This is a genomic window from Streptomyces sp. NPDC101225, assembly GCF_044767585.1.
GTDB lineage: Bacteria > Actinomycetota > Actinomycetes > Streptomycetales > Streptomycetaceae > Streptomyces.
In genome coordinates, this window is the sequence record NZ_JBIWOE010000072.1 from 1 (window position 1) to 22,307 (window position 22,307).

The 22,307-nt window shown below is 67.1% G+C and carries 14 protein-coding genes and 1 pseudogene; 5 read left to right on the forward strand and 10 right to left on the reverse strand.

Going from position 1 to position 22,307, the window contains the following annotated elements; translation table 11 throughout:
• Nucleotides 1-97 precede the first annotated feature (97 nt).
• The 4 genes and pseudogenes from ACIRPX_RS44275 to ACIRPX_RS44290 all read right to left on the reverse strand — a co-directional run.
• A pseudogene (locus ACIRPX_RS44275) lies at nucleotides 98-514 on the reverse strand (hypothetical protein); the annotation flags it as partial.
• 402 nt (nucleotides 515-916) lie between these two features.
• On the reverse strand, nucleotides 917-1,573 hold the full coding sequence (locus ACIRPX_RS44280; RefSeq protein WP_404205830.1) for a class I SAM-dependent methyltransferase: 657 nt from the start codon (nucleotides 1,571-1,573) through the stop codon (nucleotides 917-919).
• 122 nt (nucleotides 1,574-1,695) lie between these two features.
• A complete protein-coding gene (locus ACIRPX_RS44285) occupies nucleotides 1,696-2,196 on the reverse strand; it encodes a hypothetical protein (RefSeq protein WP_404205831.1) in 501 nt (166 codons plus the stop codon).
• Between the two features lie 538 nt (nucleotides 2,197-2,734).
• Entirely contained in the window at nucleotides 2,735-2,941 is a 207-nt protein-coding gene (locus ACIRPX_RS44290; protein ID WP_404205832.1) for a hypothetical protein, read from the reverse strand.
• 172 nt (nucleotides 2,942-3,113) lie between these two features.
• Between ACIRPX_RS44290 and ACIRPX_RS44295 the strand changes: the two genes are divergently transcribed.
• Both ACIRPX_RS44295 and ACIRPX_RS44300 read left to right on the forward strand, forming a co-directional pair.
• Nucleotides 3,114-3,869, forward strand: a complete 756-nt coding sequence (locus tag ACIRPX_RS44295; RefSeq protein WP_404205833.1) for a DUF6879 family protein — start codon at nucleotides 3,114-3,116, stop codon at nucleotides 3,867-3,869.
• 20 nt (nucleotides 3,870-3,889) lie between these two features.
• On the forward strand, nucleotides 3,890-4,735 hold the full coding sequence (locus ACIRPX_RS44300) for a helix-turn-helix domain-containing protein (protein ID WP_404205834.1): 846 nt from the start codon (nucleotides 3,890-3,892) through the stop codon (nucleotides 4,733-4,735).
• A gap of 199 nt (nucleotides 4,736-4,934) precedes the next feature.
• Here the strand turns inward: ACIRPX_RS44300 and ACIRPX_RS44305 are convergent, their stop codons facing one another.
• Complete coding sequence (locus ACIRPX_RS44305) at nucleotides 4,935-5,138, reverse strand: DUF397 domain-containing protein (RefSeq protein WP_404205836.1); 204 nt, start codon at nucleotides 5,136-5,138, stop codon at nucleotides 4,935-4,937.
• Complete coding sequence (locus ACIRPX_RS44310; RefSeq protein ID WP_404205837.1) at nucleotides 5,135-5,965, reverse strand: helix-turn-helix domain-containing protein; 831 nt, start codon at nucleotides 5,963-5,965, stop codon at nucleotides 5,135-5,137. The genes ACIRPX_RS44305 and ACIRPX_RS44310 overlap by 4 nt, the downstream gene beginning before the upstream one ends.
• Nucleotides 5,966-6,171: 206 nt before the next feature.
• Between ACIRPX_RS44310 and ACIRPX_RS44315 the strand changes: the two genes are divergently transcribed.
• Complete coding sequence (locus tag ACIRPX_RS44315) at nucleotides 6,172-6,756, forward strand: ATP-binding protein (protein ID WP_404205838.1); 585 nt, start codon at nucleotides 6,172-6,174, stop codon at nucleotides 6,754-6,756.
• Here the strand turns inward: ACIRPX_RS44315 and pglX are convergent.
• On the reverse strand, nucleotides 6,683-10,288 hold the full coding sequence (gene pglX, locus ACIRPX_RS44320) for a BREX-2 system adenine-specific DNA-methyltransferase PglX (RefSeq protein ID WP_404205839.1): 3,606 nt from the start codon (nucleotides 10,286-10,288) through the stop codon (nucleotides 6,683-6,685). The two genes, ACIRPX_RS44315 and pglX, sit on opposite strands and share 74 nt — an antisense overlap.
• Nucleotides 10,285-14,991: a BREX system serine/threonine kinase PglW gene (gene pglW / locus ACIRPX_RS44325; protein ID WP_404205840.1), complete on the reverse strand. Its 4,707-nt coding sequence runs from the start codon at nucleotides 14,989-14,991 to the stop codon at nucleotides 10,285-10,287. Before pglW ends, pglX begins: the two co-directional genes overlap by 4 nt.
• A gap of 506 nt (nucleotides 14,992-15,497) precedes the next feature.
• Between pglW and ACIRPX_RS44330 the strand changes: the two genes are divergently transcribed.
• Entirely contained in the window at nucleotides 15,498-15,626 is a 129-nt protein-coding gene (locus ACIRPX_RS44330) for a DUF6408 family protein (protein ID WP_404205841.1), read from the forward strand.
• Nucleotides 15,627-15,678: 52 nt separating this feature from the next.
• Here the strand turns inward: ACIRPX_RS44330 and ACIRPX_RS44335 are convergent, their stop codons facing one another.
• Nucleotides 15,679-17,796, reverse strand: coding sequence for a DUF2075 domain-containing protein (locus tag ACIRPX_RS44335; RefSeq protein WP_404205851.1), 2,118 nt, complete (start codon nucleotides 17,794-17,796; stop codon nucleotides 15,679-15,681).
• A gap of 178 nt (nucleotides 17,797-17,974) precedes the next feature.
• Nucleotides 17,975-19,885 carry a DNA/RNA helicase domain-containing protein gene (locus ACIRPX_RS44340; protein ID WP_404205842.1) on the reverse strand — a complete coding sequence of 637 codons (1,911 nt, stop codon included), beginning with the start codon at nucleotides 19,883-19,885 and terminating at the stop codon, nucleotides 17,975-17,977.
• 533 nt (nucleotides 19,886-20,418) lie between these two features.
• Here ACIRPX_RS44340 and ACIRPX_RS44345 point away from each other — a divergent pair.
• On the forward strand, nucleotides 20,419-21,471 hold the full coding sequence (locus tag ACIRPX_RS44345; protein ID WP_404205843.1) for a hypothetical protein: 1,053 nt from the start codon (nucleotides 20,419-20,421) through the stop codon (nucleotides 21,469-21,471).
• The last annotated feature ends 836 nt before the right edge of the window (nucleotides 21,472-22,307 follow it).

The window sequence follows — 22,307 nt, forward strand, 5'->3', positions numbered from 1 at the left end:
CGACAAAGGGCACCCTCCGGGTCGCCCTACCCCACATCACCACGACTCTGACGCCGCCCTGCCCACCCATCACCACAACGAACGTCGCTCAACACATGGTCGCGTCATCGACGTCATCGCCGTCGTCGGAGAACAGATCGGGCCAGCTGTAGAGGTAGGCGAGTTTCTGCGCGATACGCACCATGTGACCGAAGTACTGGGCCACGTCGGCGGGCACGGTGGCGGGAAGGGCGAGGACGCCCGGGATCCCGGCAGCGGCGGAGAGAGCGCTGACCTTGCCGGTTTCGAAGCGGATGGAGTCATTGGCCACCTTGTCGAGAACCTCAACAGGGATACCCGCCGCGGCAGGGGTCTCTTCTATCGCTCTCCGGATGTCGTCCTCGGAGCAGTGTCGAGCCAGCGCACTTCGGAGGTACGTCTCCCGGTTGATACGCACGCCGGGCAGCTTTGCCGCCGCCAGCAGCACCGCGGAGAAGCGCGACTCGGGGTTCTCGATGCCTTTGCCCTGTTTCATAGCAGGAACTTACAGTAGCTCCGCGCTCCAAGAGCCGGACTTTGTATGCCCAGTTGTGGCCTGCTGATGTGGGTGTCGGTGGCGTGTGGGCGGGCTGGTCCATCACGATGTAGGTAGTCACCCGGGAAGGCGACCGCCGTCGCGAACCGAACGTCTCCGGGCGGACGTTGATCGCTGTGGCAGCCAGCGCCGGCTCGACACCCGATAGCAAGGCAGCGGGGCTGCTGAAATTGACGCGAAGACGGACATGCGCAGGGCCCTCGGCACATGCCACAGCGTCCCGCACCGAACCGGGTTCACCATGCCCTTCGCCTCAACGTCACGCGGGGCCAGCCTCGCCCGCCGACTCCTCGGACCAGCCGTCGCAGATCGAAGCAAGACGACACTCTTGACCAGGGTCGGTCACGGAGCGACGGCACGTACGAGGAGCGTCCCGATGTGCCCAGGCTGAGGCGCGTCGAGCACCCGTGCGTCGGCCGTGGCGAACCCGGCCCGGGTGAGCAGGCGCTCCCAGACGGCCGGACGGTAGCTGTAGCGGTAGGTGAACATCGCCTTTCCGGCGAAACCTCCCTTGTACATGCCCTGCGGCCCGTACGCGCCGGGGATGGCCGGCGGCTGCGAGAACACGAAGACACCACTGGGCCTGAGCCTCCGGCGGACAAGGGGGAAGAGACGGCCCGGGTCGGTGAACCAGGCGGCTCCGAAGATCGAGTAGACAGCGTCGTACACCTCCTCGCACTCGCTCAGGTACTCCAGCACCTCGGAACACACGAACTCCGCGCCGGTGTCGGCCCACTTCGTGGCGGTCTTCTCAACCATGACGGGAGACAAGTCGACACCCCGAGCGGCGATGCCGCGCCCAGCAAGGTGGGCGAGGGCGCGACCTGTGCCGCAGCCGATCTCCAGCACGCGGCGTGGGTCGCCCAGCAGCTCCGGGCCGGGTCCGTGACCGGCGTACTGGGTCCAGCAGAAGCTCGGCTCCGCCCCTTCCTTGAAGGCGGAAGCAGCGAAGGTGTCCCACAGCTCCGTCTCGGCGGCAATGTCGTGTTGTGCGGGCAAGGCGATTCCTCTTGGCAAGGGCTGGCCCCTGTCCTCCCGGAGGTACTGAGGCCAGGGGCCAGGGGCCAGGGGCCAGGGGCCAGGGGCCAGGGGCCAGGGGCCAGGGGCCAGGGTAGGGCCGTTCAGTGGCTGTCGGGGACCTTGTTGTCACATGGTGAGCAGTCCGTGCCGTCGATCGCCCACAGCTCCTCGTCGATGTCGAAGCCGATGGACTTCAGGAAGTCCGCCGTGCGCAGGCACAGGCCGTCACGGCGGCGCTCGATGAACGGGGCATGGTGCTTGTAGCGGCCCTCGTTGTACGCGTCGCAGAGGGCCCACCACACAGGTGTGTCGAGGATGAGCTGGTGAACGCCGATGTCGACGAGCTTGCCGACGCCCAGGTGGACCTCGGGGTGCTCCATGCAGCCGATGGTGTACATGACGGCGTTGCCGAGGATGCGTTCGGTCATGTCGCGGACCATCGTGTGGTCACGCAGCAGCAGGGCCACCTCGCGGTCCCAGAGGGTCATGCCGCCGTCCAGCACGTTGATCGTCAGGTGCTTGACGCGGGGCTGAACGGCGTTGAGGAGTTCCTTCGGATCCCGCGTGCGGGTGCTCGCGGGCCGGTCGAGGGTAGCGGTCATGGACTACTCCTTCGGAGAAAGGTCGTGCCGTATCGATGCGAACCCGTCCCGCCTGTCAGCCCCTCCTGGGCTGGAAGCGCGGCACGGGCGCCTTGCACATCCCGCTCCAGCGAGGGCTGGCGGCTGACCTGGCTGGAGCGGGCGACTTGGGTGGAGCCCTGACGGTTGTAGGCGTGACACAGACAGGTGCAGCGGCGCACGAGCAGGAGTCCGGTGGCGAAGGGAAGAGGAACGTCCTCGGTCTGGCGGCATTCAGCGTGCAGGTCCTCATAACCGGGGCGGAGAGCGACAGCGCACTCCGGAGACAAGGAGGCGGTCTCGGTGTCCGCAGCGCTCATCGGACTGCCCTCATGGCCCTGTGGTGAGGGCATGCGCAGGGGGAAGTCCTACCCAAGGCTTCTCACCGTCTCGGCCTCGCGGCCTTCGAAGCCGTGCGTCCCTGAGTCGCTCGTGATGCGGCCCGCGCGGTCCACGGTGGAGACCCGCAACGTCGTCCGGGGCGGCAGGCCGCCGTCCTCGCCAGGTCTTCCCGGGCTGCTCATTTCTCGCCGCCTTGCCGCAGCGCATCTGCCAGTCGCATGGCCACATCGGCGCGTACACGGCCCAGTTCCACGAGCCCGAGAGCGGGCGAACCGGCATCGACTGCGAGCGAGGGCAGCACGATGCCTGCCTGAGAGAGTGCCGCCTTCAGGGCCTCTGCGGCCGCGAGAGGGTCGATGTCCTGAACCTGTTGCGCTGTAGCCATGAACGAGACGTTAGGGAAGGGCAGGGATCAGGAGACAGGGAAGTTCCTCGAAGTTGCTTGACTTCGCGGAAGAGTTGCTCGAAGTTCCTCATATGGCCCGGCTGAACAGCGCGCATGAGGCGCCGCCCTTGGGGAGGCTTGACCCATCGGTCCCCCGCGAAAGGAACTACTCATGGTGCGACGGCTGCGCTTCAACGGGACGGGTAGCGGCGTCAATGGGTGTCCGTCTGTCCATGAGGACATCGACACGGGCGAGGTCATCGTGCACGGCCCGCCACTCACCGACCCCGAGGACATCGCCCGACTCCGGCACCTGGGCGAGGGCGAGGTGCCGGTCGTGGTGCCACGCGAACTCCTCGTGGATTGGGGGCCCAAGGACATGACCCGCAAAGCGAAGTTCATCGACCTCGACGAGTTCGACCAGCTCTTCACCCAGTTCGAGCACACAGCCTGGCGGCTGGAAACTCGGCGTCGCTACGCGTCGGACGAGGTCACCGAGACCTACGCCCAGTTCACCCGAGGTGAGCCGGTGTACTGGGACGACCAGGACTCGGAATGGTGTGCCAACCGGCGCGCACAAGCCGCGCTCGGCAAGCGAGTGGGACGGGTGCGCGTCGTCGACAACCCGCCCACGACAGGTCAGCTGTACTTGCTCGACAACGCACGTCGCAACAGCGCTGTCGGCGAGCGGATCATGAATCTCCGGCGCGTCGACGCCGACCGGCTGAACCTCCCCTCCGAAGACTTCTGGATCTTCGACTCGCGGATGGTCGCGTTGCTCAAGTTCGACGATGCCGACAACCTGGTGGGCGTCGAACTGATCACGGAGCCCGCCGAGGTGGTGCGGTACTCCATGGTGCGCGACGCGGCCATGCATCACGCCGTCCCGTACGAGGAGTTCGCGGCCGGCGTGGCCGTGAAGGAGTAACAGAAAACAGGTGTGTACCGGTGAGCACGGACTACCAGAAGGCACGCGAGGCCCTCGGGATACGCCTCCGGGAGCTTCGGCTGTCAGCCCCCAGCGGTCGTCTCACCGGTACCGAGCTGGCCGACAAGTGCGGATGGCACAAGTCCAAGGTCAGCAAGCTAGAAAACGGCCGAACAACACCAACGCCCGACTGCCTGCGCAGGTGGGCGGAGGCAACCGGCCAACCGGAGGCCTACGACGAACTGCTCGGGCGGCTGCGGAACTTCGAGTCGCACATCCGGTCGTGGCGGCGACAGCTGGCCTCCGGGCACAAGGCGGTCCAGGACACTCACCTGCGCGCCCACGCCGACGCCTCTGTATTCCGCGGCTGGGAGTCGTCCATGATTTTCGGGATTCTCCAGACGCCGGACTACGCGCAGTCGATCTTCACGAGATACGCGGAGCTACAGAGATCACCGCGCGACACCGAGCAGGCAGTACGCTCCCGGATGCAACGGCAAAAAACGCTCTACGACTCGTCGAAGCGTTTCCACCTCATCCTGTGGGAAGCCGCTCTGTACGCCCAGATCTGCCCTCCGTCGGTGCTCGCCGCCCAGCTCGACCGCCTCATGGGAGTCATCGGCCTCACCACGGTCGAACTGGGGATCATCCCGCTCTCCGCCGCCCTCAAGATCCCTCCGGCCACCGCCTTTTGGATATACGACGATCGCAAGGTGATCGTCGAAAACTGGCACGCGGAGTTGTGGATCGAGGACGAAGCCGGTGTGGACACCTATCTGCGCACCTGGAGGACACTCCGGGAGTCCGCGGTGTACGACGTTGACGCGCACCGTCTCATCAGTGCGGCGCGGCGGGCGTTGCACTGACCGATCCGGGCGGCAGGCCATGCTTCAGAGGAGCGACTCTCATCAGGTCGCGCACCAGCCCCTCCCCGGCGGGCAGCCGCTCATCCCCATAGCGGACAAGGGCCCGTAGCCCTGATGCCGAACGCGGGAGGGTCTGCCCCCTGCTGAGAGAAGCGCTGGGCCCTCAGCACGTGCACACCTACCGAGGGCCCAGCGCCTGTCAGAGTGCCGCGAACTCGACGAATGCGGTCCACGCCGTGGGTTCCACGGCTAGTGCGGCGCGGGTTGTGTCCTTCGAGTCGCGGACGTGAACCCTAGCCGGGGCAGCGGCAACTTCGACGCACTGACCGCCCTCAGCGCCGCTGTAGCTGCTCTTAACCCAGACAAGCGCAGGCGCGGGTCCGCGCTTTGCTTCAGCGTTCATCTCTCTCCCAACAGCTTCTCGATGAAGGCCAGGGACTCACTCGGGGTGAGAGCCTGCGCTCGGATAATCCCATAGCGTGCGGACAACGCATGGACCGCATCTCGCTCGGTGACCAGCGTGCTCCGGCCTTGAGCCTCCATGTAACCGACCTGTTGCCCCTGCCTCGGCATCAGCAAGGTGAACGCGCCATCCACTCCAGCATTGTCCTCCCGGTCCAGCGGCATCACCTGAAGCTCGACGTTCCGCTTCTGGCCGAGCAAAAGCAGCTGCTCAAGCTGTCCGCGCCATACCTGCTCACCGCCGAGCGGTCGCCGTACAACCGCCTCTTCCATGACGAAGCTCAGCAACGGGGCAGGCCACCTGTCGAAGATCTCCTGTCGTGCCAGCCGCGCTGCAACGCGCTGCTCGATGGTCGCCTCGTCCAGCAGCGGACGCCGCATCCCCAGCAGAGCCCGCGTGTACTCCTCTGTCTGCAATAGGCCGTTGACCACATGGGTCTCGTACACGTAAAGCTCGACCGCCTCGGCCTCCAACTTGGCCGCGTCCCGGAAGAACGCCGGATATTGAGCCCGAGCCACCTCCTCCTTGCTCGCGCTCAACACCCCACCCGCCTCCAACACTTCATCGGCCTGGTCGATGAACTTCGGCGGCGGAATACGTCTTGCCTGCTCGAACGACGCAATCGTCGAGGCTGAGTAGCCGGTCAGCGACCCGAACTTCGCGCGGTCCATCCCCGCCCGCTCCCGGAACAGCTTCAACTGCCGCCCAAACACGCAGAGAATGCCCGTCCCGAACTCGTTCTCCGGCTGCTGAACCTCGTCGTCCACGCTGCAGCTCCTCCCGTACGACCATCACGGTCACCGGACACCGTCCACCCAACGCACGGCCCGGGAACCAGTCACGCCCAACACCGCGTACAAGCGCACCGCCCACGCGTACAGCCCGCACCCGTCAGCGCATCACTCCTGTTCAACGCTACTCAGAGTTCGCAACCGTTGACCGCATGAAGTCACCAACTCCCCCGAACGGGCATATGCCACAGCACCCCGCACCCGAACGCGAGTTCACCATGCAGTTCACCTCAACCCCACGCGGTGCTCGCCTCGCCCGCCGACTCGTCTCGCACCGCCTGAACGACTGGGGCCACCCCTACACGACCCCAGCCAACGAGACGCTCACCCTCATCACGGCCGAACTCACCGCCAACGCCGTACGGCACGGCCACGTCCCCGGCCGGGACTTCCATGTCCAACTCACCCTGGCCGGGGGCACCTTCCGCATCGAGGTGACCGACACCCGCGCCGAGAAACAGCCCCCGTCCACTCCCTCACATCCCGACTCCGCATCCGAGTCCGGCCGCGGCCTGCTCCTCGTCGCCGCCCTTGCGGACGACTGGGGCGTCACACCCCGCCTGGCCGCCCCCGGCAAGACCATCTGGGCCGAGCTGCGCGTACCGACCGGCGGCCACCCGCCCACGCACCCAGTGGCCCTTCGTCCGGCAGACTCGGCATCAGCATTCGGGCACAACACCGAGTCATCTCCGGCTACTTCTTCACGACAGCGCGACGACCTCGGGTTGCGGCCTGGGGACGCCAGTTGCGGAGATCGTCGTCGGTGAGTCCGTGCTCGCCCTGCTGCTGCTGGCGGTAAGCGGCGAAGAAGTCCGCCGGGGAGCCGCTGTAGAGCATGTCGAACTCGTTGTGCCACTGGTACAGCCACGGCTGGAGTTCCAGCAGGCCGGCGAGGAACGGCGTGATCTCCTCAGTGGACAGCGCGGTGTTGGTGAAGTACGTGGCGAGGGCCTGCGCCTGCTCCCGATGGTCCCAGCCAGCCCACCCGTAGAGCTCGGGGGTGGCGGCGTTGGTCTGCCCGTACGAGATGAACCGCTCCTTGGGCACGTCGAGCTTGCCGCGCGCCTTCCAATAGGAGGGGCGGAGGAAGTCGGCCGAGGTGTACTTCGGCGGTACGGGAATGGAGTCCCGGATCTTCCGCTTGGCGGGCTCGTCCGGCGCGGCGTCCTCCTTGCGCTGAAGGTCCCACACCTCTTCCCAGTCGGCGCGCTTCTTCAGGCCGGAGGGCTTGTAGCGCAGGGCGGAGAGGAACGGCACGTGCTCGTCGGTGATCAGCTCGGCGACGACCTTCGCGAGTTCCTTACGGGGCGCGTAGAGCTTGGCTACGGAGACGAAGTCCTCGTCGCGGGAGAGAGCGTCGGCGAGGCGGGCGAGGGTGAGGACTGTGGGCTGGCCATTCTCGTCGAACCAGTGGTCGCGCTTCTCCATACGGTCGAGCAGCCAGGAGCGGAGGGCCTTGTCCTGGAGGACATCCCAGCCCTCGGTGGCCCAGCGGCGCTTGTACTCGGGGCGCTCGACCATGCTGATTGCGCGGTTCGACTCGATGGCGTCGATGCGCTTCTGGACGATCTCGCGGTAGGAAGTTGGCCAGTGCTCAGGAACCTCGGTGATAGCGGTGTAGCCGTGGTGCGAAAACCACTTTGTAGCAACCTCACCACTCTCGATCTTCCGGGCGAGGACAATCTCGAACGCACGCTGTCCGGGCTCAAGCTCAGGAACCTCGTCGCGTACACAACTCAAGTGCGCTGGGTGAAGTCCGTAGATCGAGTAGACCTGCCAATCCAGCTCCTCCTGAAAGGCGATCATTCGCCCACGGGTGGATTCCCAGCGAATCTTCCCTTCGCGAAGGGAAGGAGCCGTTGGGGTGGCCTTAAGCGCGATGGCAGCAGGGTTCACATGAGCCAACTGCTGAGCAAGGCTGTCGAGTTCCACGGCAAGTGCGATTGGGTACTCAGCTGGGAGCGGGAACTCTTCCAGCTTCGTCCCCGTGAATTCATAGTTCCAGGACCAAGGCTGGTCCGGCATGCCACTCGACGCCGTGGCGTTTCCTTTACTGTGGCTTACCTGCTTGAGCCAGAAGCAGGCGGTCGAGCTATTGAGCAGCCCGATTAGCCGCAAGTACTCCTCATCGCTCGCCCCCTCTCTCAGCTTGATCACCGGAGCGGACTGCTTGAATACCTTTCCACCGCGGTCCAACACGAAGTGATTATGCGTGGCAACGAAAGCAAATGGAATTTTAAAAGGCGCATTGTAACGCCCCCTGAAGAACATCGAGTACTCAAACCACGTCAAGCCGCGAGCAACTTGCGTCTTTCCAAAAGCCACTCGATCACGGAGCAGTCTCCTGTGCGGCCACAATACCTGCTGGACCGCGCTAGAAGCATTCGCTTCCAAGCTATCAGGTGAGTACGGCCACAGCGACATAGTGGCATGGTGGGCCACGTAATCGCGAATTTCGGTACCTTCGACGATGAACCGCTGATGCTCTTTCTCGATTCTCGCACGACGCAAGTGCCCCTGACCCAGCATGTACGCACTGTCTTCGCGCGTTACCGCACCCGTGCCAATCTCGTCAATTACTTCCGCAAGCTTTCCTTGGCTAGCTTGATTAAGCTGCTCAACCATTTCAAGCCCGCCATCGGTCAAAATCCATGGCTGCCGGCCGAAGTATTTCTTACGGTCCAGGTCATCCACGGAGACCCACTGGCTCACCGAGCCCGGTTTGTCGATCTGTTCGACAATTGCCTGCCAGACTAGGCCTTGCTCGGCCTTCACCGGCGTGGCGGGTTCTCCCTGCACGCTGCGAACAGTCCGAATAACTGGCAATCGCGCGTCCCCACCCCGCCGCCTACCCACCAGGATGATCGTCGGCGTACTGTGGCCCGGAATGTACGCACCCGACGTGTCAACGACCTCGGTCAACTCCACCGCGTGCCCGAAAAAGCCCTCAATGAGCTTCGTCCCGAACTCGCGCTTCAAGAAGGAGTTGGCAGTGATCTGCCCGACCATGCCGTAGTGTCTTCCCTCGGCATCCCCGCGCTTAGCCAGTTCAAAGAACCGCTGAGCGAACGGAACCGAGAGCGCGTACGTGCCCGCGCACGCTGAATACAGCTCTCGATATAGCTCGTTGAGCTTCTTGTCCTTCACAGTGATGTAGGGCGGGTTCCCTACCACCAGATGGTATCGCCCCGGCCGCAGGATGTCCGGATATTCTTGCACGTCCTCTGTGGCGTATTTGAACTCGGCCAGCTCGTCCACGAGGTCTTCATCCGCCTCCCCGAACAGGTTGCCCTGCTGGGATCGGCGGGACTTGATGAGCGAATCCCCCACCGCCAGGTGGATCGGCCATTCATATTTGGCTGCCTGGTTCAGCGTCCGTACGCCGCTCGTCGCCATCCCTGCAATCAGCAGCCGGAACCGCGCGATGGCCACCGCGAACGGATTGACATCCACACCGTGAACTGATTTCAGCGCGGCTGATACCCGCTCGTGAACGTCAGTCCCTGGCTGCCCCTCTGCCCACATCCGGACCAGCCGCCGAAACGCCCCCAATACAAAGTGACCTGACCCACAAGTGGGGTCGATCATCTTCAGATCCTCGTACCCGAACTCCCGCACCGCTGGATTCATGGTCCGGTCGAGGATAAATTCCTCCACGAATTCCGGCGTTTGCAGCAGCGCGTATGTCTCCCGCGCGGTCTCGCTCAAGTCCTGGTACAGGTCCCCCAGGAACCGCGTGTCCCACCCTTCCGTGCCGTCCTCGTTCAGTGGGTCGGTGAAGTCGTGGACCAGGAAGCCTGCCTCATCTCGCCGCCGCCAGAAATCAACCAATTCCCGCGCGCCATCGTGCGAAAGCGGGATCTGGTACAACGGGTTGTGGTTGCTGTCGAACAGCATGCGACCTGCCTGCCCGTCGCCCACCTCAGCAAAGGCTCGTCGCAACCAGCCGCGATAGGTTGGATCCTCGTCCGACTCCACATACGCGTCGTACCGAGACTCCGCCAGCTCTCGCCGGTCACCGTCCGGCCCCGTCAGGTACGGCTCCGGGATCAGCCGGTTGTCCTCACAGAACCGCACGAACACAGTCCCCAGCACCCACGCCACCGCGACCTGCGTGACCCGCTCGTCCAGCCACGAGGTCCACGTCGCCGCCGTACGCCCCAGCTTGCGCGCCTGGTCGTACTCGGCCTTCAGTCGCGCACCGACATCCGCCAGCGCCTTCACCTGGCGCCCAAGGTCGGTCTCGACCGCCTTGACCTGCTGCTTCAGGTCGTTCAACAGAGCCTTGCGGTCGATCACTTGACGTCTCCCTCGACACCACTGGCACTAGCCACAATCTCGCCGGACCCGCGATGGGCGTTGCCCACCCACGTGTCCGGAAGCTGAATCCACTCTCCCAGGCCGGCCTGGTACGGCACGGCCACCTGCCCGAGCCGGGGCTCGCGCGACGGGTCGCTCTGCGGGACCAGGAGCCACAGCCCCCGCCCGCCCCGCCGGGCCGCCGACGCCAGCCGGTCCAGGACGCCCATCGCGTCGTACCGCGCGAACACCCCAGCCTCCGTCAGCAGCACAGGACCAACAGGACCGGCCCCGCCGCCACCGTCACCCAGCAGCTCCGCGACCCGGGGCTCGACCGCACCCCACGCCGTCCGCACGTACTCCGCGAACCGCACCGCACCCTTCGAACCCGGCTCGGCGGCATCCGCCTTGAGTAGGGTCTCCCAGGTCGGCTTGGTACCAGGCGTGACCTGTTTGTGCAGGGCCTCCAGGAACAGCTCGGTCACCGACACCGCCTCCGTGCCCAGCCGCTCGGCACCCAGCTCCCGCACCGCGTCCCGCACCAACTGCTGCCGTACGGTCAGCACCCGGTACCCGTCCCGCCGGACCGACGCGAGCAGCCGTTCCTCCGCGCGTACCGCGCCCGCGAGCTGCGGGTCGTCGGCGTACCGAGTCACCGCACCCGTACGCGTCGACTGCCGCCACGCACCCGTCGTCAGATAGCTCGACGCGTCGTCCACCCGCGTCGGCAAGTAGCGCAGCACGCCCTCGCGCTCATGCATGCTCAGCGACAGCTCGAAGCCCGCGTCGCGCAACGCCTTGGTGAGCGGGCCACCCGTCGGCAGTTCGTGGTGCGTGCCACCACGCCCGTCCGGGACGACCATCTCCGGGAAGCGAGCACGGACCCGTTCGTGCACGGCCTCGCCGGTCAGGCCCGGCTGCTGCCCCTCCGGCATACCCGGAATCCAGCGGACGAGCCCGGCCTGGGTGAGGCGCAGCGCACGGACGAGCGACAGGTCGCGCGGGTAGATCTCCAGGCGCGGAGTGGCGGCAGCGTTCACGGAAGCCGCCGCCGCCAGCTCCACCATGCGCCGCTCGTCCCAGTTGACCGCGCCCGGCGGCACCGTCAGCGCGCCCAACTCGGCCAGAACAGTGGCCGCCGTCGGCAGGGTGTCCAGCTTGGCCAGCCGGTCCGCCGTACGGCCAAGACGACTCGCGTACTCCAGCAGGCCCGGCGCGGTCGGGGTGTCCGGGCCGTCGTTCTCCCGTACGTCGAGCGCGAGCAGGCCGGCGCCCAAGGACTCGTCCGTCGCCTTGCGGTTCGGCTGGTGCTGGAACTCGGCCTCCTGCGGCACCAGTTGCTCCACCTCGACCACGGCCCGCACGGCCGCCAGCGCCATCGCGCGCCGCTGCTCGCGCCCCGCGAGGTGCGTGCCGCGCCGCACCGCCAGGGCGTCCGCGATCTCCACCGCCGAGGCGACCCGCCCCATGCTCACGAGCAGGTCGATGATCTCCTCACGCAGTGCCTGGACGGCGGGCTCCGCCTTCCAGCGCTTGCGCTCCTCCTTGAGCATCTGCGGGATGCGGCCGTGGCTCAGGGCGAGCGCGTCGGCGACGTCCTTCTGCTTCGGCCAGACACCGATGTCCGGCAGCACGCCGTGCTCGTCGGGCAGGCGCAGCAACAGCCGTACCATCTCCGCCTTGTTGCGGTTGGAGCCGTTGTTGTTGACGGCGGGTACGAAGACGGTGGCGAGGGTGTCGAGGCTGACGGACCGCAGCGTGCGGGCGGGCAGCGCGCCCGCCGACTCGCCTGTCGCCAGGTGGCCCACCAATGCCGACTCGGCGGCCGTGAGGTGGTCCAGCTCCTCCTTGGCCTCCGCGCGGCCCTTCGGCGTCAGCGGCGAGACGGGGATCTCGCGCAGCCGTTCGCCCCACTCGCGCTGGCGCTGCTGGACCTCGTTGCGGGTCTTGGCGCCCAGGCCGGGGGCGTTGACGAGCTTGCGGCGGCTGTAGTCCAGCAGTTCGCCGACCGTGGTGATGCCCAGGCCGTACAGGAAGGACTGCGCGGCGAGGGTGAGGCCGGAAACGGTCAGCGAGGTGTCGCGGGTGACCTCGGCGGCGAGGCGGTCGCGCTGCTGCTCGGCGCTCTCGGGCTCGGCGTCCGCGATCACCGCGGCGGCGCCCTCGGCGGGCAGCCCTTCGCCCGTGGTCGTGGCCGCCGGGGCCGGGGAGCGGGTGCGGTGGCTGGACGGGACGGTCTGGGAGGCGTCGAGGAAGACCTTGCGCCAGGCGTCCCGCATCGGCTTCAGCTCGGGGTACCGCTTGGCCGCGTCGCGGTGCAGGGCCTTCTGGAAGAAGGCGACCAGCCCGTCCCGTACGGCCGGGTCGAAGGCCTCGGCCGCGATCGTCGGGTACGGCCACTCCTTCGCGTCGGTCATGCGGGGCGGGAGGCTGCCGTCGCCCCACTTGGGCAGTTCGCCGGAGGCCATCTGGTGCAGGGTGACGGCGACGGCGTACCGCTCGGCGTGCGAGTCGTACGAGCCGCGGGTGATGACGTCGACGAAGGGGTCGAGGTAGCCGTCGGTGCCCGCGTCGGTGTTCTTGGCCGGGTAGCCGGCGAGGGAGAAGTCGATGAGAACGAGTTCGCGGGTGCGGTTGGGGCGGATGCGGATGGCGATGTTGTCCGGCTTGATGTCGCGGTGCCAGACGCCCTCGCCCTCCAGGAAGTCGACGGCGCCGAAGAGGTAGTCGCCGTACGCCTCCAGCTGGTCGACCTGCAGGCGGCCGTTCTCGCGGAGCTGGCGGGCGACGGTCTCCTCACGGCGGCGCGGGCGTACCCCGGACTCGGTGCCCTGCCCGTTGTCGTCGCGCTCGTCACCGACGTACTCCAACGCCAGGACCGTACGGCCGGCGATGTGCAGCGGCTCCGGTTCGACGAGGCGGATGATGCCTGAGTGGGGGCGCAGGCGGCCCATGGCCTCGGCCTCGCGGGCCAGGATCTCGCCGCGGTTGTCGGAGAGGGCGACCTTCAGCACGGCCAGCGGGCGGGTCCTGCGGGCCTCGGCCTCAAGGTCGCGGACAAGGAAGGCGCGGCTGGTGGAGCCGGTGCCCAGGCGGCGTCGGATCTCCCACCGGCCGGCGAACACGTCACCGGCGACGGCCTCCAGCGGGTCCTTGTCGACGGGGGTCGTGTCCTCGTCGCTCGGCCCTTCCGTACCGGTGGCTGGCGTGGCCGGGGCGGTCAGGGAGTCCTCGACGACCTCGAGCAGCTCCAGGAACTCGTCCACGCTGGAGAGGCGTTGACCCGGCCGGTAGGCGGTGGCCGCCTGCACTAGCTCGTCGACGTCCTCCGACAGGCCGTCCACCAGGGAGCTGGGGCGCAGGCCCTCGCCCGCCTCCAGGCGAGCCAGTAGCTCGGCCTGGCTGGCGGCCGGGGCCTTGCCGGTGACCAGCAGGTAGGTGAGGACGCCGAGGCCGTACACGTCGAGGTAGACCGGGTCGGGGTTGAGGGCGGTGAGCTCGGGGGCGAGGTAGGCGTCGGCGTCGTCGGCCAGGTGCATCGCGGACAGGGCGGTCGGCGCGAAGCGGGTCATGCCCTGGCCCTGGGAGGAGTCGCCACTGCGCTGCGTGGCGATCTGCCAGTCGGAGATCTGCAGCTGCGGGGTGAGCCAGGCGGCCTCCTCCCCCACGGCCCGGCCCTTCCCGCCGCGCGGCCGGGGGACGACGAGCACGGAGCGGGCGGCGAGCGCCCGGTGGTGGATGCGGCTGGAGTGCGCGGAGCGCATGGTCTCGGCGAGCTGGCGGACCAGCGCCATCCGGCCGAGGATGTCCAGCTTCTCGCCGTACTGGACCAGGTACTCGTCGAGCTTCAGGGTGGCCGGGTGGTAGTCGAAGATCAGCGCGGGGCCGGCGGCGTGCCCGGAGGGGAAGTACTGCTTGAGCTCGACCGCGCCCGGGTGCTTGAAGCGGCCCAGCACCGCGGCCTCGCGCCGGGCGGCGTTCTCCACGGACTGGCGCAGGGAGGCGTCGGAGCCGCGCTCGCTGAGGTAGATGCGGACGCGGGCGGCCTCGGGCAGATCGCTGTGGCGGGCGAGGTAGTCCGCCCAGGTGGGCCCGGAGTCGAAGGACTTCCGCTCCAGCTCGTACGGGCCGACCTTGTACTGCGCGTCGCTCTTGCGGATGCCGATGTTCTTGAGGGCCGCTTCGATCTCGCGTGAGCCGATCGCCGTGATGCGGCGTCGCTCGTCGCGCGGGGGCTGCCCCAGCATCTCGACCAGCTGGTGGACGGTGTAGACGCCGTTCTGGTCGTGAGCGGGCAGCCGTACGCGAAGGCTGTTGTCCGTGAAGCAGACGGCCTCGGCGACCCAGACCCGCTTGCCGCCGGTCCCCGCGAGCAGGCCGGCCAGCTCCTTGGCCTTGCGGTTGACCAGGTGAAGAGGGTTGCCGTGCGTACGGCGACGACCGCCGGGTGTGGTCTGCACCCAGGTGCCGTTCTCCGAGGTCACCGAGCCGTGCCAGTCCTTCAGCTCGATCATGTACACGCCGCCGGGGGCGACGACCAGCAGGTCGACCTCGCGGACGTGGCCGGTGTTCGCGGTGAAGGTGAAGTTCGACCAGGCACGCCAGGGGTCAGAGTCCGGGAGCTTTTCCCGGATCGCTTCCAGGCCGCGGCGTTCATGATCGAACTCGGACTCGGTGACCGTGACCCACCGGCCTTCCCGCATGCCTGTTCCCCACTCCTCGTGTCCCGCAAGGGTGACCGTTCCCCGTCAGACCCCTGGCGCAAATCCTAGTGGCTGGCCATGCCATGAAAAGAGACGGTGAAGGACGGGAGTACGGGACATTCTCCCCTTATCACCCGACTCCGGTGAGTTGTGGTGTGCGGACCATCAATATCCTGGAGCCTCGCCCACCCTCTCAGGTGGAAATGCGCAAACCCCACACAGTCCATGTCGGCATCGCGATCGACGCCGTCCAGTCCGGCGCCATCGCGTCTGGCGCCCAGGCCGAAACGCCACGGCATCCAAAATCGATCCGCGTCAACTGGTGTGTGCACTAACGTAGTTACCCGCTGCGCACCTTCCCGGAGGGTACGACGGCGGTGTTCCAGGTGCCGGTCCTCGGCGATGAGCGACGAGTGGTCTCCATCGCGTGTCTCACACGGTGTGACTGCGGATGCCCGGTAGGGCGATCCCTGCCATTCCCAGCTCACGCTCAGGAGTGGAAACCGATGAACCCCGTTGAGTACAAGCCTGCACGTCGTGACCGGATTCGCCAGATTCTGGCCGACGTCGCGGTGGGAGTCGTCACCAATCTGCTGGTGACGGCACTGACCGTGGTAGCGCGCCTGGTCTTCTGACCGGCAGGTGGCGGGCCCGGGAGCCCGCCACTCCACCTCCCGGTCCACCGTTTCAGAAAAGACGCATCTCCCCGGGCGGGGTGTCCCTCTTCTGACGCTTCCTGCGGCGGCGCCGTCCTCGGGCGGGACGGGGCAGATGTGGCTGTCGCGCCTGCTCCGGAAGGTTCTCCCAGGTGGGGCGCAGACCGTGGATCTGGACGTCGCCGACCAGCCCCTTCAGATACTCCCGGGTCTCCTCGTCCGTGGAGTAGAGCACGGTCGCCCGGCTCGCCCGGGTCATCAGCACGTGGTACGCGTGCCGGACGAGGCGGGCGAACTCCTCATCGTCCACGCTCTTCGGTTTCACCTTGGGATCGAACGACCCGGGAACGGCTACCCGTTTGACGCCCGCCTCCTTGTCCGCCCTCTCCTTGCCCCGGCGGAAGACCCAGCGGTCGCCCCGGCGCACCATGTCCTCGCCCATGATCACGCCGCACCAGTCCCACTCCAGGCCCTGCGCGGTGTACACACAGCCGATCTGGCCAAGGCCGTTCTCGTGCACGGACCAGATCTTGGACGGTGGGACGGTCTTGTTCTCGCAGAAGGACTCGCTGTCCGCGTTCCACGGCCGGTGCCAGTCACCGATCCGGACGTCGGGCTCGAGCCGCTTCTCCTTGCCCAAAGGTTTCGTCCAGGGCCAGCAGTATCCGGCGACCATACGCGCGGACGCACCCGCCCCGGCCTCGGACCGGATGATCCGCTCGAGTTCCTCGGGGCTGTCCACGACCTCGACGTGCATCAGTCCGTCCGGGGTCCACAGCCCCGGCTCCGCGTCGGACACCCCCAGCGCGCCGCGCACCCAGCGGATGTAGGCGTCGCTGCCACCGCACCGGAACTGTTCCCGCAGGCAGCTACGGACCAGGACGGCGTTGTAACGCTGTGCCGCGTCCTCCACGAGAGCGGTGGTGCCGACCTCCTGCGGGCGCACGGACTGCCCCTCGTCGAGGAAGAACACCGTCAACCGGGAGGCGTCGAGGAGCTCGTCCACCTGAGGCTTGGTGCCCCAGTCCTCCGGTTTCCAGAAGCGGTTGGTGGACCGGTCGCGCAGACGGTGGGCCTCGTCGCAGATCAGCACGTCCAGCAGCGGGTCGGGCGGGGCGACGAAGTTGCTGAAGTAGGTGAAGGTCTCCTTGAACTCCCGGTCCCCGAAACCGACATGCTCCTGCAGGGCGCCGTTGAAGGCCCTGCTGCCGCTCGCGTACTTGACCGTGCGGCCCTCCGCCTCCAGTTCGGCCTTGAGCTGGAGGCCGATGGCGCTCTTGCCGGTGCCGGCACCGCCCGTGACGAGGAAGACCACCCGTCGCTCGTCGGGAAGGAGCGCGGGCCGCCGGGGATCGGGAAGTACCTTCGCGGCCGTCTCGAGGATCTGGTTCGCAACCTCCTTCTGACGGCCGCGCAGGGTGAAGACCGTGTCCTCGCCGCTGGAGCGGATCATGGCGTCGAGCAGCGGGGTGTTGCGCAGGCCCATGCTCCGTAAGAGGGTCTCGGCCGCCGAGTCGGCGCCGTCGGCGGCGAAGCTGCTCCGCAGGTCCGACAGCAGTTGGGGGCGGCGGTCGCCGGTGTAGACACGGGCGTAGGAACCGGTTGGCGCGTCCACGCCGACGAGCGGGAGCACTGCGGCGTCGGTGGCGTTGTGAAGATAGGCGAAGCCGCCGCACTCGTAGTTCAGCCCGTGCAGCGGTCCCCGGTCACTCGTGAACGCCTCGTAGTACTCGCGCAGTTGCAGCGCCGGATGCTTCTTCGCGCCCATACCGGGGACATGCACCAGCTCGGCGGTGGCTCGCTCCACCCGGGTCACCGTCGACCAGCGTTTCAGCTCGACGAGTTGGAGGGACAGCCCGTTCTCCTCGGGATGATGGCCCACGAGGACGACGTCGATGAGGCGCGGGTCACCCGGGCGGTCGATCTCGTCGAGCGTGGCCGCGCACTCGACGACCATCTCGACGTTTCCACGGTCGGCGGCGACCAGATCCTCGGCGAGATGCACCAGGCTCTCCGCCCAAGCAGAACGTTCGGTCAACGAGACGTCGGTGCTGAGGAAGTGCTTCCACCTCGCGGCGAGGTGGGGCACCATACGGCGTCTCGAGTTCAGGTTCAGCAGATCCCGCGCTGCCAATTTCAGCAGGAGCATGGACACGAGGTGGATCCCCCAGGGCACGAGTGACTCGTGCGGATGGGGGCATGTCCACGTGGGGAAGCCCGTCGGGCCGCAATGACGCCTGGGATCTTAAGGAAGTGATCGCCCTTCCCGGCGCATACGACACATCGGTCGGCTGGAAGCACCGCCATCATGGCCGGATATCACGCGCTCACCGCCGCTGAAGGGACTCCTGGACCGCGACAGGCCGTGACCCCGGTCGGCCGGACACCAGCTCCCGCAGCTTCTCCCGGGTCTCCGGATCGGTCGAGTACACGATCGTGCCGACCATCCCTCGCGTCAGCAGCACCTTGTACGTGTTCCGGATGAGACGGTCCACGTCTGTGTCCGATGTGGACTTCTTGAAGACCGGGTCCTTGGAGGCGGTGCGGTCGGTGACCCAGCGGTCACCCCGCCAGACCAGATCCGGGCCGATGATGACGCCGGACCAGTCGTACTCAAACCCTTGGGCGGTGTAGACGCAGCCGATCTGCCCGAAGCCCGCGGGGTCGGTGGCCCACAGCGCGGACGGAGGCGCGCCGGAGACCGACCGGTCCCCGCGCAGGTTCCAGGGCCGGGCCCAGCCCCCGATGACGACGTCGACAGGCAGCGGCTCGCCGGGCTTGGGCTCGGGGGACCACCGCCAGCAGTAGCCCGCGGACATCCGGGCACCGTATTTCTCGGCGCGGCGGGCGTCGAGGAACGCTTCCATTTCTTCGGGGCTGTCCGCGACCAGCAACTGCATGCGGTCGTCTGGCTCCCACACGACCGACCCGCCGGGCTCGAGGCCCAGGAGCCGCACCACCCAGCGCAGGTAGGCGTCGCTGCCTCCGCAGCGGAACTGGCTTTCCAGGGGCACGACATGGCAGTCGATGCCCCGTCTGGTCGCGGCCTCACGGATCTCCTCCACGGTGCCCATCTCACCGGGACGCACCACTTGGTGCTCGTCGAGGAAGAAGACCGGTACGTGGGCGACGTCGATGAGTTCGTCGATCTGTGCCCTCCCGGTCCGCAGTGCCGCGCGGGTGTAGCGGTTGGCGGACGTCTCCCGGATACGGTGCGCCTCGTCACAGATCAGCGCGCCCAGGCTGTTCTTCTCCGTGGTCATGAAGCTGTTGAAGTACTTGAAGAGATCCTGGACCTCCCGTTTCCGGGAGCCGGCCACCTTGCGCATCGTCTTGGTGAACGACTGCGAGCCGGTCGCGTGGACCGCGGCCACACCCCGCCGGTAGAGCTCGCCGAGCAGTTGGAGGGCGATCACGCTCTTCCCCGTACCGGGGCCGCCGGTGACGATGACGACTTCCTTGTGGTCGGCGCGCTGCGCCCGCTCCACCGCGTTGAGCACCACGCGGTAGGCGACCTGCTGCTCGTCGAGGAGGACGAACTGCTGGCGCTCCCGCACTTCCTGAGCCGCCACGGACATCAACTGCTTCGACGGCACGGTGGCGCCCGCGAGCAGTTCGTCCGCCGCACGGGCACCGGGGTGCTGGTCGCTCAGCTTCGAACGGAGGTGGTCCAGGAACGCACCGCGACGCTCCCCCGTGAAGAGCAGTCCCCGCCCGTCGCGCTCGATCTCCCGCAGCCCCGTCACCCCGAACTCGGTGGCGTTGTGCAGGAAGGCCACTCCGTGGATCCGCCCGCCGTGCTCGGCCACCGCGCCGTTGAAGTTGACCAGGTAGTCGCAGTACCGCCGCACCTGCTCGATCGGGTTGAGCACGGGGTGCGCGTAGGCATCGACATGACACAGGGTGGGGTCATCCTCGTGCGGAGACGCCTGACTCCACTGCTTCAGCTCCACCACGACATAGGACGGCTCCCCCGTGACCGGGTGCACTCCGGCGAGGACGACGTCGGCGCGCTTGCTGTTCAGCGGTAGCGCGTACTCCAGCATGACCTCGACGTCACCCAGGCCGGCGTCGTTGAGCGCGGCGGTCAGAAGCGGGATGCTGCGCTCCCAGGAACGCATCTCCGAGGCTCCGGGTCGATAGCCGTGCATGTGGACGAACTGCTCGGCGAGGTGCAGGAGCAGCGAACCGTCGAGTGCCATGACAGCGACCGTTTTCGCGGACGCGCGGAACAGCAAGGACTTCCCCCAGGCAGCACGAAAGGACTCGTGCGGGTGGGGGCATGTCCTTCGAGACTCCACCAAGGTGGAGCGGAAGCCCGGCGGGCCGCGTTGACGATGTGTCCGAGCGTACCTGGCGGTACTCGCAGTCGTACGAGGGGTTACCGGTCTCAGCAGCGGATGGTGTGCCCGGTCTTTCTTCCCGACGTCCGGACACCGGAGTGTGCCCGGCTCCTTCCCCCGGAAGGTGAGGCGGACGCTCTCGTCGGCGACCGCAGTCCAGCCCAGGCGGCCGCGCAGATCCTTTCAGCTCGGCACCGCTCACGAGAGCGTCAAGAACTCTCCGCGGGCATCGGCCCGCCCTCGGACTCGATCAAGTAGCTGACGGTGACCTGCCCCAGCTCACCGAAATGTGCACCACGACCGCCGAGTTCGGCCCCATAACTCCCTTACGGTTCGGGACAATTCTCCGAGCTGCCCTTCAAAATCAGACCTAAGCAACTCGGTTAAGGTCGCAGGTCACGAGGTGACAGGTGATCGGGGGAGGGGAAGTGGCAATCGAGCGTGTGTCGGTCATCGGCGGGGTTCAGCCTGTCGAAGCCCAGGAGGTGGGGCTCTCTGATCTGGGGCTGCGGGAGCGCGCCGACCTGCAGCAGTGGATCACCGCTGACCCGTCCCTCATCGAACCCGGCCTCCTCATCCTGACCGAGGAATACGACAAGTGGGCGACGTCGGGCGGGGACAGGGTCCGTGACCGGTTGGACCTGCTGGCCCTCGATCCCGAAGGCCATCTCGTCGTCATCGAGCTCAAGCGCGACGCCGCACCAGACGACGTGCATCTGCAGGCCATTACCTATGCGGCCATGGTGTCCCGGTTCACCGAGGAAGATCTGGCCCGCATCCATGCCGAGTTCCTGCGGCGCACCGATCCCGAGTGCGATACGCAGGACGCGCTGCGGCGCATCAGGGAGCACTGCGGCGACGAGCTCGACGTCGCGCTGCTCAAGCAGCCCCGACTCTTCCTGGTCGCCCGGTCCTTCCCACGGCAGGTGACCTCATCGACCGTGTGGCTCAACGAAATGGGTCTCGACGTCAAATTGGTCCAGTTCCGGATCTGGGACACCGGCGCGGGGCATGTGATGACAACCTCCGTGCTCTATCCGGTCCCCGGACTAGAGGAGTTCACAGTCGTTCCTGCCCGCGCCGAGAAGGCCGAGACAGCGCAGCGGGCAGCGAACAGCACCCGCACCCGCAAGGCAGTGCTGCGGATCCTCGACAACGGTTCGGTTAAACCCGGCCAGACATTGAGGTTCCGCTCGTACCCAGAGTCTCTGGCCTGGGACAACGACGACCTCGACACGTGGGTGGCCGAAGACCCAAGGCGCGGCCGCGCCAGCTGGACGGGCGACCGCAGCAGGCCTCTGCGGTGGGAGTACGACGATGAGGTCTACGCACCGACTTCACTCGTCAAGAAGATGGTCGAGGAGCTGACCGGGAACCGGCCCCACCATGCCTTCGGAACCAAATACTGGGTGGACGACAGCGGACGGGACCTGGCCCAGCTCGCCGACCTCCCCGCCGACGCCGAGGTCACCGCCGACTGAGCCCGGCCGACGTCACCTGCGATGCGGTGTCAGACCGCAAGTTCATTCACGAAGAGCCCAAGAAGGCGAGCCACACCACATACCGGGCACGACGGCCGCCCCGTCCGGACGGCTTTAGCACCCGACCCCGTCGCCAGCCGTCCGCAGACAGGGTCCGCAAACTCTGCAGGATGAGGCAACGCTGATGGACGTACCAGGCGTACGCCGCACGCACGCCCCCACCCAAGCCCGCTCCGCCCAGCATGCGAAAGGGCCTTGTCCGGGCTAAATGCCCAGCTCAGAGTCCAGAAGGCAGACGAGTCGGGCTGTACGCCGGGTATTCCTGAGCACCCTTCTGACCTGCGCCTTTGCGAGCCGTATCGGTTGTGACCTGCTAGGACGGGTTGCAGAGGCGATCGGAGGCAGTCAGAGGAAACCGCTCTGATTCGACCCGGGTTCGACCCAAGCTGCTCGGAGCCAGTCAGAGGCAATCGCCCTCTGTCTGGCCCCGAATCGGCCGAGGTCAGGACCGTGTCGAACCGGTAAGGACTCCTCTGGCGGCACTCCGAGTCTTTCTCGGTCGAGCCGCGATGGGGACGCCTGCCTCTGATGCGGGGCCAGGCATACGAACGCCTCCAGGACGGCAATCCTGGAGGCATCGCTGGCACCGATTGGAGGTCGGTTCCGGACACCACCCGTGGTTTTAGCGGGCCTGGGTGGCGTCCACGTCCTTGCGAGACGACCTCACAGTGCCACACCACACCCACCAGGCAGACTCATCCCGACGTCCAATTCACCCGAGCGAGCGACTGGGCCTTCACCGGCTGCCTCGGGCCGCGGCTGACCTTGTCCTGCTC

What these genes read in the sequence shown, in the direction of transcription:
- ACIRPX_RS44285 (WP_404205831.1), bottom strand. Translation starts at nt 2,196, where the DNA reads ATGACCGCTACCCTCGACCGGCCCGCGAGCACCCGCACGCGGGATCCG.
- ACIRPX_RS44290 (WP_404205832.1), bottom strand. Translation starts at nt 2,941, where the DNA reads ATGGCTACAGCGCAACAGGTTCAGGACATCGACCCTCTCGCGGCCGCA.
- ACIRPX_RS44295 (WP_404205833.1), top strand. Translation starts at nt 3,114, where the DNA reads ATGGTGCGACGGCTGCGCTTCAACGGGACGGGTAGCGGCGTCAATGGG.
- ACIRPX_RS44305 (WP_404205836.1), bottom strand. Translation starts at nt 5,138, where the DNA reads ATGAACGCTGAAGCAAAGCGCGGACCCGCGCCTGCGCTTGTCTGGGTT.
- ACIRPX_RS44315 (WP_404205838.1), top strand. Translation starts at nt 6,172, where the DNA reads ATGCCACAGCACCCCGCACCCGAACGCGAGTTCACCATGCAGTTCACC.
- pglW (WP_404205840.1), bottom strand. Translation starts at nt 14,991, where the DNA reads ATGCGGGAAGGCCGGTGGGTCACGGTCACCGAGTCCGAGTTCGATCAT.
- ACIRPX_RS44330 (WP_404205841.1), top strand. Translation starts at nt 15,498, where the DNA reads ATGAACCCCGTTGAGTACAAGCCTGCACGTCGTGACCGGATTCGCCAG.
- ACIRPX_RS44335 (WP_404205851.1), bottom strand. Translation starts at nt 17,796, where the DNA reads ATGCTCCTGCTGAAATTGGCAGCGCGGGATCTGCTGAACCTGAACTCG.